The following is a 12,926-nucleotide window of genomic DNA, read 5'->3' as shown; positions in this document are numbered from 1 at the left end:
CGCTTGAGCATCATACTTGAACCCGGGCAGATCGAAGCGTCGGCGGTCACGCCGCCATTTCTGCACCTGCCTGCTGGCAACCTGTTTGAACTGCGCGCCGCCCGCCTGGAGCAACTGGCTGAGGGCAACGCGCTTGGCGACTACCTGAGGTTGATTGCGCGTTTATGCCGCATCCAGCAGCAGCTTGTGGATAACCCGCCCAGCGGCTTGCCCGTGGCCGAGGAGCGTCAGCGCCTGTGCATGGACCATGGTTTGCCGCCGCTGGCGGCTGACAGCCTGGTGCGTGAAGGGCCGTGGCTGGTCTGGTTGCAGGCACTGCTAGAGCACCTCAGCGGCGAACGCAGTGGCCCGCTGGGTGAGGCGCTGCAGCTGCTACGAGGCAGTGATGACCATCAGCGCAAGGGCTGGGGCATTGCTTTGCTGGCAGGCCAGTACGATGGTGTGCCCGCAGCACTGGTGCCGTTCCTCGGGGCCGCGTTGCAGGCGGCTTGGTCCAGCTGGTTGCTGGCGCTGCCCGTACACCAGCTCAAGCCTGCCGGCAGCCTGGCTCAATGCCCGGCTTGTGGTTCGCCGGCGATGGCCGGGGTGGTGCGCAACCGTGGAAAGCACAACGGCTTGCGTTACCTGGCCTGTTCGTTGTGTGCCTGTGAGTGGCATGTTGTGCGAGTCAAGTGTGTGTACTGCGAGTCGAGCAAGGACTTGCGTTACACCAGCCTTGAGGATGATCGCCATGCACCCGGCAAGGCGCCACTGCGCGCCGAGTGCTGCCCAGGTTGCGACAGCTACCTGAAGCAGAACTACCTGGAGAACGATGCGGCGGCCGAGCCGCTGGCCGACGACCTGGCCAGCCTGGCCTTGGATATACGCCTGGACGGGGAGGGTTTCCATCGCCTGGCGCCCAACCTGATGCTCGCCCCGGGTAGTGGGTGAGGGTCTACACTGAAACACCGACTTGCCTTCGTAGCTACAGGTAATTGCGCCAACCTTCAGGATGACGCTGTACTTGTAGGAGCGGGTTCACCCGCGAATGGGCCAGCACAGACAACGGATCAGTCCAAGGTAGTACCGCATGTCCAACAGCCTAGCCAGCGACACCCCACGCCTGCCGTCCATCGATACCCTCCTGCGCCACCCGGCTTGCCTCCCGCTGATCGACCGCCACGGTCGCGACGCCGTGCTGACTACCCTGCGCCAGTTGCTCGACGACCTGCGCGAGCCCGCCCGTAATGGCGAACTCGGCAGCGCCGAGCTGGCCCCGGAAATCCTCCTTGGCCGCAGCGGCGAACGCCTCGCCCTCCAGCAACGTAGCCAGGTTCGCCGCGTGTTCAATCTCACCGGCACCGTGCTGCACACCAACCTGGGCCGCGCCTTGCTACCGGAAGAAGCCATCGAGGCCATGCGGACCGCCGCTCGTTATCCGCTCAACCTGGAATTCGACCTGGCCACCGGTAAACGGGGTGATCGTGATGACCTGATCGAAGGCTTGATCCGCGAGTTGACCGGTGCCGAAGCCGTCACCGTGGTCAACAACAATGCCGCCGCCGTGCTGCTAGCGCTCAACAGCCTGGGCGCGCGCAAGGAAGGCATCATCTCTCGCGGCGAGCTGATCGAGATCGGTGGTGCCTTCCGGATTCCCGACATCATGGCCCGTGCCGGCGTCAAGCTGCATGAGGTCGGTACCACCAACCGTACTCACGCCCGCGACTACGAGGCCGCCATCGGTCCGCGCACTGGCCTGCTGATGCGGGTGCATTGCAGTAATTACAGCATCCAGGGCTTCACCACCCAGGTGGCTACTGCCGAGCTGGCACGTATCGCCCACCAACATGAATTGCCGCTGCTTGAAGACTTGGGCAGCGGTAGCCTGCTCGACCTTACCCGCTGGGGCCTGCCCGCCGAACCCACGGTACGCCAGGCCCTGGCCGATGGTGCCGATATCGTCACCTTCAGTGGCGACAAACTGCTGGGTGGTCCGCAGGCCGGGATCATCGTCGGCCATAAGGACTTGATCACCAGGATCAAGAAAAATCCGCTCAAGCGTGCGTTGCGCGTCGACAAGATCACCCTCGCTGCACTCGAGGCGGTGCTGGCGCTGTACCGCAATCCCGATCGCCTGGCCGAGCGCCTGCCCAGTCTGCGCCTGCTGACTCGCAACCAGGCCGAGATCCAGGCCCAGGCCGAGCGCCTGGCGCCTGAACTCAAGGCGCGCCTCGGTGAGCAATGGGCAATCAGCGTAGAGCCTGCGTTGGGCATGATCGGCAGTGGCAGCCAGCCGGTTGCGCGCTTGCCCAGTGCCGCGCTGTGCCTGCGCCCGCAAGTGTCGAAGAAGCTGCGCGGGCGCAGCCTGCATGTGCTGGAGCGAGCCCTGCGCGACCTGCCGGTGCCGGTGCTGGGCCGGATTGACGACGATGCCCTGTGGCTGGACCTGCGCCAACTGGATGACGAAACCCAGTGGCTGGCCCAGTTACCAGCTCTGCAGCTGGGGCCGGTGCAGTGATCGTTGGAACCGCTGGCCACATCGACCATGGCAAGACCGCACTGCTGCAGGCGCTAACTGGCCAAGCCGGCGACCAGCGGCAGGAGGAGCGCGCCCGCGGTATGACCATCGACCTTGGCTACCGCTATGCGGCGCTGAGCGAAGGCGCGCCGTTGACCGGCTTCATCGATGTGCCGGGCCACGAGCGTTTTATCCATAACATGCTGGCCGGCGCCCATGGCATCGATCTGGTGCTGTTGGTAGTGGCTGCCGACGACGGGGTCATGCCGCAGACCCGTGAGCACCTGGCGATCATCGAGCTGCTGGGTATTCCCCAGGCCTTGGTGGCGATCAGCAAATGCGACCGGGTCGAGCCGTCGCGCCTGGCCGAGGTGCAGATGCAAGTCAGTGAACTGCTGGCGCGTGGGCCGTATGGCGGTGCGCGGCAGTTTCCGCTGTCGAGCATCAGCGGGGAGGGCGTGGGAGCGTTGCGCCAAGCCCTGCTGGAGGCCGAAGCAGGTACGCGGCAACGCAGTGTGCACGGTGGTTTTCGCCTGGCCGTCGACCGTGCCTTTGCGGTTACCGGCGCGGGTGTGGTGGTCACCGGCACGGCACTGGCAGGGCGGGTCAGTGCGGGTGATACGTTGCTGCTGGGCAAGGCTGGCAAAGTGGTGCGCGTGCGTGGCCTGCATGCTCAGAACCAGGCCGCGTTGGTGGCAGAAGCCGGTCAACGGGTGGCGCTGAACATCGCTGCCGAGCGCCTGGCCGTGGAGCAGGTGCACCGGGGCGACTGGCTGGTGCCCGAGTGGTTGCATGCGCCCAGTGTTCGGGTGGATATCGAGCTGAACCTGTTACCTGATGAGACGCGTACTTTCGAACATTTCAGCGCCGTGCATGTGCACCTCGGCACTCAGGATGTTACGGCCCGGGTCGCCTTGCTCGAAGGCGAAAGCCTGGCTGCCGGCCAGCGCATGTTTGCCCAGTTGTTGCTCAACGCGCCGTTGCAGGCCGTGCACGGCGACCGCCTGGTGCTGCGCGATCAGCGTGCTCAGCGCACATTGGGCGGCGGCAAGGTGCTCGACCCGTTCGCACCAAGCCGCCAACGCCGCAGCGATGCCCGTCTGCAGCAGTTGCAGGTGCTGCGCGATGCAGCGGATCTGGAGCAGGCACTGCCAGCACTGCTTGCCAGTGCCCCGGGCGGTATTAGCCCGCAGCGACTCGAGCGGCAGTTCAACCGCCTGCGGGAAACCTGGCAGTTACCGGACGATGTGCGGGTGGTGGCCACCCGGCAGGGCCAACTGTTGTTCGCCAACGCCCAATGGCAGGCGCTCAAGCAGCAGGTTCTGGAACAGCTGGCGCGCTTTCACGAGCAAGAGCCCGACCAGCTCGGCCCTGACCGTGATCGCTTGCGGCGCTTTGTAGCCTTGCCCCTGGAACGGCCGGCATTCGTCAGCCTGCTGGATGAGCTGCTCGACGACAGCGCCATCGCCAGCAGTGGACCATGGCTGCATCTGCCCGATCACAAGGTCCAGTTGAGCGAAGCCGACAGTGCATTGTGGGCACGTCTGCAGCCGAAGTTGATCGCAGGGCAATATGACCCACCTTGGGTCAGGACACTGGCGAGTGAGGAGAACCGTGCCGAAGCCGATGTGCGCCTGTTATTGCGCAAGTTGGCGCGGCTGGGCTTGGTACATCAGGTGGTGCGCGACCTGTTCTACCCAGAGGCGACGCTACAGCGCATCGCAGCGTTGATGCTGGGGCAGGCCAGCGAAACGACGATAGTGCAGGTTTCTGCGTTTCGCGATATGTTGGGCATCGGTCGCAAGCGCAGTGTGCAGATTCTGGAATACTTCGACCGTATCGGCCTGACCCGGAGGGTGGCCGACCAGCGTCACATCCGCGCCGACAGCGCCCTGGCCCAACAGCAGGCCAGGCACTGAGTTCAAGGAAGGCAATCGCGCCCGGTGGCGCGGCCGGGCTTCAAACCCGGTTGGGGACGGCAGCCGTTCCCGGGCAGGTTCGACTCCCGCTGCCTTCCGCCATTTTTTCACCCTTTAGGGCCTCTTCGCGGGTGAACCCGCTCCTACACAGGAAACGCTATCGTCGTAGGAGCGGGTTTACCCGCGAAGAGGCCCTCAAAGGCGCTGATCAAGCCCGTTCGCCACACAAATCCAGGACAAACCAGCGGTCTGCTGCGTCAGCATCCAACCCTGCGCCCAGCAGTGCCACCATCTTGCCCAGTGCCGCTTCACGGGTCATGCCACCGCCACTGACCAGCCCGGCCCCGCGCAAGCGGTTGCCCGCTGCATAGGTGTCGAACACCACCGAGCCTTCCGGGCACTGGCTGATCGCTGCCAGCATCACGCCGCGCTGGCGCGCTGCGCTCAGAACATTCAGCAGCGCCTGGTCATCCGACGGCCCGGTACCGCTGCCGTAGCACTCCAGCAGCAAACCCTGCACACCACTGTCGATCAAGGCCTGCAAATGCCCGGCCTGCAGCCCTGGGAACACTGGCACGACCGCCAGGTTGACCGGCTTGCGCGGCTGCCTGTAGCCCAGCTCGGCAGGGATCGTATCGGCCCGCTCAGCGTCACGATGGCGTGGCAGCGCCGCAAAGGCATCGAACGCTTCGCTGCGCAGCTTCGACGCCCGACAGCCATGCAGCAGCTGACCGTGGAAGTACAGCTGCACGCCCTCTTCCAGGCCTTGTTCGAACTGGCGCAATGCGCCGCACAGGTTGTCCCAGGCATCGCTGTCCGGGGCACCTGCCGGCAGCATCGAGCCGGTCAGCAACACTGGTACGGGCAAGCCAAGCAACAGGAACGACAACGCTGCAGCGCTGTAGGCCATGCTGTCGGTGCCGTGCAGCACCAGCACGCCATCGTGGCCCGCTACATCCACCGCCTCGACGATGGCATCGCGCATCGCCAGCCAGTTGTGCTGTTGCATGTTGGCGCTGTCGAGCAGCGGGTCCAGCTCGTGCAGCGTCCATTGCACCTGGGGTGCATTGGCCATCTGGGCAAAGTGTTCACGCATCCGCGCTTCAAAACCACCGGCCGGTGCCAGGCCTTCGGGGGTTTCGAGCATGCCGATGGTGCCACCGGTATAGAGAACGAGAAGATTCTTTACTGCGCGCATGGAAAGCATCCGTAGCAGTGAGCGGAGAAAGAAAAGCCGCCCGCGGAAGGGGCGGCTGGGCAGGGGAGGATATCAGCGCTGCGGCTGAACTTGGCCGACTGCTTTGTCAGTGGCTGTTTCCACCTGAGGATTGGCAGGCCAGGCATTGCGGTCCAGGTCCAGGTCGGCAAACTTGGACGAGTCGAACACAGGCTGCTTTACACCGGCCTTGCGCTGGTCGTCGTAGTCGCGCATGACTCGCAGGCCGACCTTGAACAACATGGCCAGGGCCACCAGGTTGACGAAGGCCAGGCAGGTCATGGTGATGTCGGCGAAGGCGAACACGGTCGACAGGTCTTGCATCGAACCCCACACGACCAGTGCCAGCACCAGGCCACGGAACACCATCAACACTACGCGGTTACGGCTGAGGAACTGCAGGCTGTTCTCGCCGAGGTAGTAGTTGTAGAGGATGCAGGTGAAGACGAACAGCGACAGCGCCACGCTGACGAACACCCGGCCCCAGTCACCGACTACGGCGGCCAGCGAGTTCTGGGTCAGGACAATGCCGTCGCCCTCGAAGCCCGGGGTGTAGAAGCCCGAAAGCAGGATCAGCAGTGCGGTGCAGGTGCAGATCAGGAAGGTGTCGAGGAACACGCTGAAGGCCTGGACCACGCCCTGCGCGCCCGGGTGTTTCACGGCAGCCACGGCAGCGACGTTTGGCGCACTGCCCAGGCCGGCTTCGTTGGCGAACACGCCACGCTTCACACCCATGACGATAGCGCTGCCGAGCAGGCCGCCGAAAGCCGGGTCGAGGCCGAAGGCGCTCTTGAAGATGGTTTCAAGCATGGCTGGCACGTGTTCGATCTGGGTGCCGATCACGTACAAGGTCACGCCGATGTAGGCCAGGGTCTTGACGGGTACCAGCAGGTCCGACACCGCCGCGATGCGCTTGATGCCGCCGATGAAGGTGATGGCCATCAGCACGGCCAGGACAATACCGCTGTGGCTTGGGTCGAAGGCAAAGGCGTTCTGCAGCGAATGGGTCATGGTGTACGACTGCAGGCCGATGAAGGCGAAGCCGTAGGTGACCAGCAGCAAGACCGAGAACACGATGGCCATGTTCTTGCGCTTCAGCCCGTGCTGGATGTAATAGGCCGGGCCGCCACGGTACAGGCCATCGCCATCAGCGCGCTTATACACCTGGGCGAGGGTGCATTCGAAGAAGCTGCTGGACATGCCTACCAGTGCGGTGACCCACATCCAGAACACCGCACCTGGGCCACCCAGGGTGACTGCGATACCGACACCGGCGATGTTGCCGGCGCCCACGCGGCCGGCCAGGCTCAGCATCAGGGCCTGGAAGGAGCTCAGCTGGCCTGCCTGGCCACGCAGCGATTCCTTGAACACGCTGAACATATGGGTGAAGTGGCGGAACTGGACGAACCGGGAGCGGATGGTGAAGTAGCTACCCAGCCCTACGATCAGCACGATGAGGAGTTTCCCCGAAAGGAAATCGTTGATTACTTCGAGCATTGGAAAATGACCTCGATTCTTATTCTTCGTGTGGAAAGACCAGCGGACGGCAGGCGCACCGCTATTCGTTGGGGCGCATGGTTGGCTATGACAAGAGTGGTTACAATTTCGCGGATTGCTCTGACTTGATGCGAGTTGATGCTACAATGGCGTCATTCGCGTCACCTGGATCCCGCATATGAGCGATCATTTCGCTACCAACCTCAAACTTGCCTGCAGCCACTACCGCTCTATTTCCGAAGTTTGCCGCCAGCTCTCGATCAACCGCGCGCAGTTCAACAAGTACCTGAGCGGGCAAAGCCGTCCGACGGCTTTCAACCTGAAGCGTATCGGCGACTTCTTCGGTGTCGAGGATTACGAACTGAACCTGCCCGCCGAGCAGTTCGCCCGTCTGATCGGTGCGCGGGTATCGCCCCGGGCCCAGCAGTCCAGTGACCCGATCAGCGAGTTGTTCCGCCCGTTGCACGAACATGGCGGCAACCTTTCGCGCTATTGCGGTTACTACTTCGAGTACTCCAACTGCATGTCGGTGCCGGGCACGATCCTCGTGTCGCTGGTGCACCTGTGGGAAGAACGCGGCCGTTTTCTGTTCGAGCGCCAGGAACGGCAGGAGCGCTCCAGCGCCACCGATCAGCATGCCGAGGTACGCTGTCGCTACCTGGGGGCGGCGTTCCAGTTGCAGGACCGGATGTTCCTCATCGACTACGAGTCGCTGACGTTCAACGAGATGAGCCAGACCATCCTCATCCCCAGCTTCAAAAGCCGCATCACCCGGTTGAATGGCCTGAAGGCCGGCGTATCCAGCGGCGACCGGCGCAACCCGGCCTGTACCCGGGTGGTATGGGAATACCTGGGCGAGGAGATCAATCGCATCAATGCGTATCGACAGGTGAAACTGTACCGGCCGGATGATCCACGCATAGACGACGATGTGCGTAAGCGGTTGAGTGTGGCGCCGTTGCGCGATGGTCTGTTCGAGATCGAGTAATGCTCAACGCCTTAAGCATTGTCGAGGATGAACGTTGCTACTGCGTCCGCAACCTGGTCCGCTATCGCTGGAGCCCTGCGCAAATGTGCCGCGATGCCATGGTCGCAGTCGGTAAGAAACAGGCATTGCAAGCGCGACGCTGAAACTGCTCGCATCAAGGCGAGGGTAACTTCTTCAGGAATCGGGCTATAGCGTTCAGTGCCGGCAATCCACAGGTTGCCAGCGCTGGTGCCAGGGCCTTTGCCGAATCTCTGGGAGTTGAGCCCGTCGTACTCGCCGATCACCATCAATACTCTTCCACGAAACTGGTTGAGGAAGGTGTAGCTATCGCTCTCCAGAAAACCGAAAGGCTTGTTGATGGCAGCAGTGAAGGCTGGGCCGAACGGCGCCTGGTAGGCGTGGTCTGGATAAACTGCTGGGCAGATTAATACGATGTTGTCCACTTGTGGCAACTGTGCTGCAAGCTTGAGCGTAATTGCCGCGCCAAGGCTGTGGCCTATGAGCGTTCGGCATCGAGGCGCGATATGCGCGTGGAAACGCTGTGCTTCATCAAGGTTCGTAGCCAGTGACGGCGACATTGCGCCTGGCTCGCTGGCGAGGCTATGACCTGACAGATTGCCAGTGAGGGAACCAATGCCTGCGGCTTGCAGGCGATAAAGCAGGGGGTTGAGCCGGGTAAAGTCGGAACGCGCTCCCCCCAAAACGAATGCTGGAGCTGCGCGCTCGATATCAGGTACCAGCAATCGCGCCTGTTGCTGATAGTTTCCAAAGACTTCATTGATGAACAGCTCTTTGCCTGGGGCGGGCTCGTCAAACTGCCACTTCACGCGCTGCGGGGAAGCCTTTTGAATGTGCATGGTGCTCTCTAGAAGAACTGGTTGAGCCATTCGCCGAGCGGGTTGCCCGTATCGAGCAGCAGTTTGAGTGCCATGATGCAGCAGACGCTGACCAGCAGCGGTTTTATGAGGCGCGAGCCGAAGCGTACTGCGCAGCGTGCCCCCAATTGCGCGCCCAGAAAGGCGGCGAGCGCCATTGCCAGCGCCAGCGGCCAGATGATCGCCCCGCTGAGAGAAAAGACTGACAATGCGCCCAGGTTACAGGCTGCGTTCAAAAGCTTGCTGGTGCATACGGCTTGAATGAGGTGCTGGCCCAGGAGGACCACGCAAGCCAGCATGAAGAACGAGCCGACTCCAGGGCCGAAGATGCCGTCATAAAAGCCAATGAATGGTGCAGCCGTCACGCAGAATAGGCTAGTCGATACCTTTGCCTTGCGCGCTTGTTCATTCGGCTTTGGGCTGAAGGCAAAGTAGGCGGCGATCAGGATCAGCAGTGGTGGGACGCACGCCTGCAAAACGCTTTTGGGGACGTAAGTTATCGACAAGGCTCCCAACGCCCCACCGATGAACGACATGACAGCCATGGGACTGCCTCGTCTCCAGTCGATCATGCCTTTGCGGGCGAAGGCGCACGTAGCCGAAACCGTAGCCGAAGCTGCCTGGAACTTGTTTGTGGCAATAGCTGCCAAGGGTTCTACACCGGCAATGAACAGCACCGGGAGCGTGATAAGGCCACCGCCGCCGGCGATAGCATCAAAAAAGCCGGCCATCAGTGCAACCAGTGCGAGTAGCAGAACAAACGTCAAGTCGATTTCGATCATGGGGTATTTCCTGTGCTCAACCACGGACCAGCAGCGGGTCTTCAGCGAGCACCAACGGTACGGCGAAGGGGGAGTATCCGAACTGACGGATAAGCAGGCGCCGGTTGTCCTGGACCTTGTCGCGGCCGTGCAAGGCTCGGCTGTTGTTGATCAACAGTGCGCTATCAGGTTGCAGGGCAAACGTCAGCGGTTGTGCAGTGCTCAGTGCTTTTTGAAAGGCGCTGAACGCGCGCGCCGCAGCGTTGCAGGCACGTTCATTCAGACTGAAGCGATAGCTGTTGTATCGAACAGAGAAACCACCATTGGGCTCGAACTGCAGCATTGAAACTGCTTTGCCAGCATTGCCCTGTCCCTGAGCGAAGCAGTCACTGCGTGTGAAGTCGAAAGACTTTGAAGTCAGCGCAAGTGTGTCCAGGTTACTCAAGCGTTCGATGATTTCCCGGAGTGGGAAGACATTCGTAGGTTCATTGGCGGGGTTCCAGCGCGCAGTGAGAATCAGTGCTGAGGGAGCAGGGGAGTGAGCGTTGCTGGCGTTTGTTGAGCAGTTGTAAGGTGCTTCAGTGTGTGGCCCTAAGCGCAAGCCCGCATGCGAGCTGGTTTCAACCTCCAGGCAGGGATCTTCGTCGGGTCGCGGGACGCGGCCACCGCCCTTGAAGTTGCCGACCAGGCGGACCTGTTTGCCATCGTTGTCGATATCGAAGGCGAAACTGCGGTGGCGTACGAGCTCCAGCAGCAGTTGATTGCGCGAGGCAAGGTATTGGCTGCGAGGGCTTTGCGCCAGGGCGGTAATGTCGGGTAGGTATTCTGGTATTGGCTCGTTGGCACAGTGCATCTGCCTGTACATCAAGGCAGATAGATGGCCTTCACTGAAGCGCCGGAGGAGCGCACGCTGTTCTTCACTCAAGGCTTTTTCGAGTTGATCGGCGAATATACGAGCCTGAAGTGCTACTCCTTTAGCCTCCGGTCCACCCAAATCAGCAAGGGTTTGGCTTGCAAAGGCTATGGCCTGGCTTTGCTCTGGGTAAAAATCCAGGTACGCAGCTTCGGAATGAGGCATTGAACGTTCCTTGTAGTTTTTTTGTGAGGCTCCCTGCCTGGCAAGTGGGGAGTCGACTATTCAATGCAGTTATGCCGATACGTGGAAGTCAGCCCATTCCTTGTGTGTCGTAGGAGATTTCTGCCTGTGGCGGTATTGAACGGTGAAACTGTGGAATCGCTCCCGCCTGCGGCATCCAACGGGGCCGGTGTTGGACTTCCCGGGCAGGAAACCGCAAAATAACCCCTTTACTCCATCAACCTCTCCGGATCTGCTGACTCTATGCGTATGCGCCTAATGCTGTTGGGTGGTGGCAATGCCCTCGGGCAAGCGCTGATTCGTCTTGGGGCCGAGGAGGACATCGCATTCCTGGCACCGCGCCCGCCCGAGAACGGCTGGGCGCCCTCAAGCCTCACTCAGCTGCTCGATGACCATCGCCCCGACGCGCTGGTCAACCTGGCCTATTACTTCGACTGGTTCCAGGCCGAGTCGGTCAGCGAGCAGCGCCTGGCCCAACAGGAGCGGGCGGTGGAGCGGTTGGCAGAGCTGTGCCAGCACCATCAGATCACCTTGGTGCAGCCATCCAGCTACCGTGTGTTCGATGGTTCGCGGGCCACGGCCTATAGCGAAAAGGACGAGCCAGTGCCGCTGGGCTTGCGTGGCCAGGCCCTTTGGCGCATCGAGCAGAGCGTGCGTGCGACCTGCCCGCAGCATGTGCTGCTGCGCTTTGGCTGGTTGCTGGATGAGAGTATCGATGGCGCGTTGGGCCGCTTCCTGACCCGTGCCGAGCAACCACAAGAGCTGCTGCTGGCCGATGATCGACGTGGCAACCCGACGCCGATCGATGATGCCGCCCGAGTGATCCTGTCGGTACTCAAGCAACTTGATTGCAATGCGCCGCTGTGGGGCACCTACCATTACGCCGGCAATGAGGCGACCACGCCGCTGGCGCTGGGCCAGGCGATCCTCGCCGAGGCCGGTCAATACCGCCAGCTGGCCGTGCAGGCCCCCACGGCGCAGGCCCATGCCGCGCGTCCGGATGCCAGCGAAGAGCCACAGCATGCGGTACTGGCCTGCAAGAAAATCCTTCATACCTTCGGTATCAAGCCGCGTGCCTGGCGCGCTGGCTTGCCACCTCTACTGGACCGGTTCTACCGCCATGGCTGACGCTGACGCCCCCATCCTGATCACCGGCGGTGCCGGCTTCATTGGCTCCCACCTGTGCGATGCGTTGTTGGACAAAGGTTACGCCGTACGCATTCTCGACGACTTCTCCACCGGCCGACGAAGCAATCTGCAGGTCGACCACCCCCGGCTGGAACTGATCGAAGGTGATGTTGCCGATGCCGGGCTGGTCACTCAGGCTGCGGCTGGTTGCCGTGCTGTGGTGCATCTGGCCGCGGTGGCCTCGGTTCAGGCCTCGGTCGAAGACCCGGTGCGTACTCACCAGAGTAACTTCATCGGTACCCTCAACGTTTGCGAAGCCATGCGCGTGCATGGGCTGCGTAGGGTGCTGTTCGCCTCCAGCGCAGCGGTGTACGGCAACAATGGTGAAGGGGAGTCGATTTCCGAAGACACACCCAAGGCGCCGTTGACACCTTATGCCGTGGACAAGCTGGCCAGTGAGCAGTACCTGGACTTCTACCGCCGCCAGCATGGCCTGGAGCCGGTGGTGTTCCGCTTCTTCAACATCTTCGGGCCACGGCAGGACCCTTCCTCACCGTATTCCGGGGTGATCAGCATCTTCTGCGAGCGTGCTGTACAGGGCTTGCCGATTACAGTGTTCGGTGATGGCGAGCAGACGCGGGACTTCCTTTACGTGGGCGACCTGGTGCAGGTGATGGTGCAGGCACTGGAGCAGCCGCAGGTCGAGGAGGGGGCGGTGAACATCGGGCTGAACCAGGCGACCTCACTGAACCAGTTGCTGGCTGCGCTGGAGAAGGTTGTGGGGCGCTTGCCAGCGATCAGCTATGCGGCGGCGCGATCGGGTGATATCCGCCATTCGCGAGCGGATAACCAGCGGTTGTTGGCGCGGTTCGATTTTGCGCAGGTGACGCCGATGGTTGAAGGCCTGGCAAAGCTTCTCGGTAAAGGCTGAACCCCTCGGGGCTGCGCC

The 12,926-nt window shown here is 62.1% G+C and carries 11 protein-coding genes and 1 tRNA gene; 7 read left to right on the top strand and 5 right to left on the bottom strand.

What is annotated here, in order from left to right:
- Positions 1–3: 3 nt before the first annotated feature.
- The 4 genes from fdhE (at position 4) to ACF8EF_RS19155 (ending at position 4,518) form a co-directional block, all read left to right on the top strand.
- The gene (gene fdhE / locus ACF8EF_RS19170) at positions 4–930 is read left to right on the top strand and encodes a formate dehydrogenase accessory protein FdhE (RefSeq protein WP_392461600.1); all 927 of its coding nucleotides are present in this window, start codon (positions 4–6) and stop codon (positions 928–930) included.
- A 139-nt stretch (positions 931–1,069) separates the two neighbouring features.
- Positions 1,070–2,497, top strand: a complete 1,428-nt coding sequence (gene selA, locus ACF8EF_RS19165; protein ID WP_176684334.1) for an L-seryl-tRNA(Sec) selenium transferase — start codon at positions 1,070–1,072, stop codon at positions 2,495–2,497.
- Positions 2,494–4,416 (top strand): selenocysteine-specific translation elongation factor, encoded by a 1,923-nt coding sequence (gene selB / locus ACF8EF_RS19160; protein ID WP_392461599.1) that lies wholly within the window; start codon positions 2,494–2,496, stop codon positions 4,414–4,416. Before selA ends, selB begins: the two co-directional genes overlap by 4 nt.
- A 6-nt stretch (positions 4,417–4,422) precedes the next feature.
- Positions 4,423–4,518: transfer RNA gene (locus tag ACF8EF_RS19155), tRNA-Sec, on the top strand.
- A 106-nt stretch (positions 4,519–4,624) separates the two neighbouring features.
- Here ACF8EF_RS19155 and ACF8EF_RS19150 read toward each other — a convergent pair.
- Both ACF8EF_RS19150 and ACF8EF_RS19145 read right to left on the bottom strand, forming a co-directional pair.
- Positions 4,625–5,623, bottom strand: coding sequence for an asparaginase (locus ACF8EF_RS19150; protein WP_392461598.1), 999 nt, complete (start codon positions 5,621–5,623; stop codon positions 4,625–4,627).
- A gap of 63 nt (positions 5,624–5,686) precedes the next feature.
- Positions 5,687–7,129, bottom strand: a complete 1,443-nt coding sequence (locus tag ACF8EF_RS19145) for a sodium:alanine symporter family protein (RefSeq protein ID WP_176684337.1) — start codon at positions 7,127–7,129, stop codon at positions 5,687–5,689.
- 178 nt (positions 7,130–7,307) lie between these two features.
- Here ACF8EF_RS19145 and ACF8EF_RS19140 point away from each other — a divergent pair, with 178 nt between their 5' ends.
- A complete protein-coding gene (locus ACF8EF_RS19140) occupies positions 7,308–8,117 on the top strand; it encodes a helix-turn-helix transcriptional regulator (protein ID WP_176684338.1) in 810 nt (269 codons plus the stop codon).
- A gap of 11 nt (positions 8,118–8,128) precedes the next feature.
- Here the strand turns inward: ACF8EF_RS19140 and ACF8EF_RS19135 are convergent, their stop codons facing one another.
- Genes ACF8EF_RS19135 through ACF8EF_RS19125 form a run of 3 tightly spaced genes read right to left on the bottom strand, consistent with a single transcriptional unit; the run spans position 8,129 to position 10,831 of the window.
- Positions 8,129–8,974, bottom strand: coding sequence for an alpha/beta fold hydrolase (locus tag ACF8EF_RS19135; RefSeq protein ID WP_339535376.1), 846 nt, complete (start codon positions 8,972–8,974; stop codon positions 8,129–8,131).
- Positions 8,975–8,982: 8 nt separating this feature from the next.
- Positions 8,983–9,774: a TSUP family transporter gene (locus ACF8EF_RS19130; RefSeq protein ID WP_209968281.1), complete on the bottom strand. Its 792-nt coding sequence runs from the start codon at positions 9,772–9,774 to the stop codon at positions 8,983–8,985.
- Between the two features lie 16 nt (positions 9,775–9,790).
- A complete protein-coding gene (locus tag ACF8EF_RS19125; RefSeq protein WP_392461596.1) occupies positions 9,791–10,831 on the bottom strand; it encodes a hypothetical protein in 1,041 nt (346 codons plus the stop codon).
- Positions 10,832–11,092: 261 nt separating this feature from the next.
- Here ACF8EF_RS19125 and ACF8EF_RS19120 point away from each other — a divergent pair, with 261 nt between their 5' ends.
- A complete protein-coding gene (locus ACF8EF_RS19120) occupies positions 11,093–11,977 on the top strand; it encodes a sugar nucleotide-binding protein (protein ID WP_176684341.1) in 885 nt (294 codons plus the stop codon).
- Positions 11,970–12,908 (top strand): NAD-dependent epimerase/dehydratase family protein, encoded by a 939-nt coding sequence (locus ACF8EF_RS19115; protein WP_176684342.1) that lies wholly within the window; start codon positions 11,970–11,972, stop codon positions 12,906–12,908. The genes ACF8EF_RS19120 and ACF8EF_RS19115 overlap by 8 nt, the downstream gene beginning before the upstream one ends.
- The last annotated feature ends 18 nt before the right edge of the window (positions 12,909–12,926 follow it).

Source organism: Pseudomonas sp. zjy_15, assembly GCF_043101865.1.
GTDB lineage: Bacteria > Pseudomonadota > Gammaproteobacteria > Pseudomonadales > Pseudomonadaceae > Aquipseudomonas > Aquipseudomonas putida_Y.
This window is presented reverse-complemented; position numbering and strand designations above follow the sequence as displayed.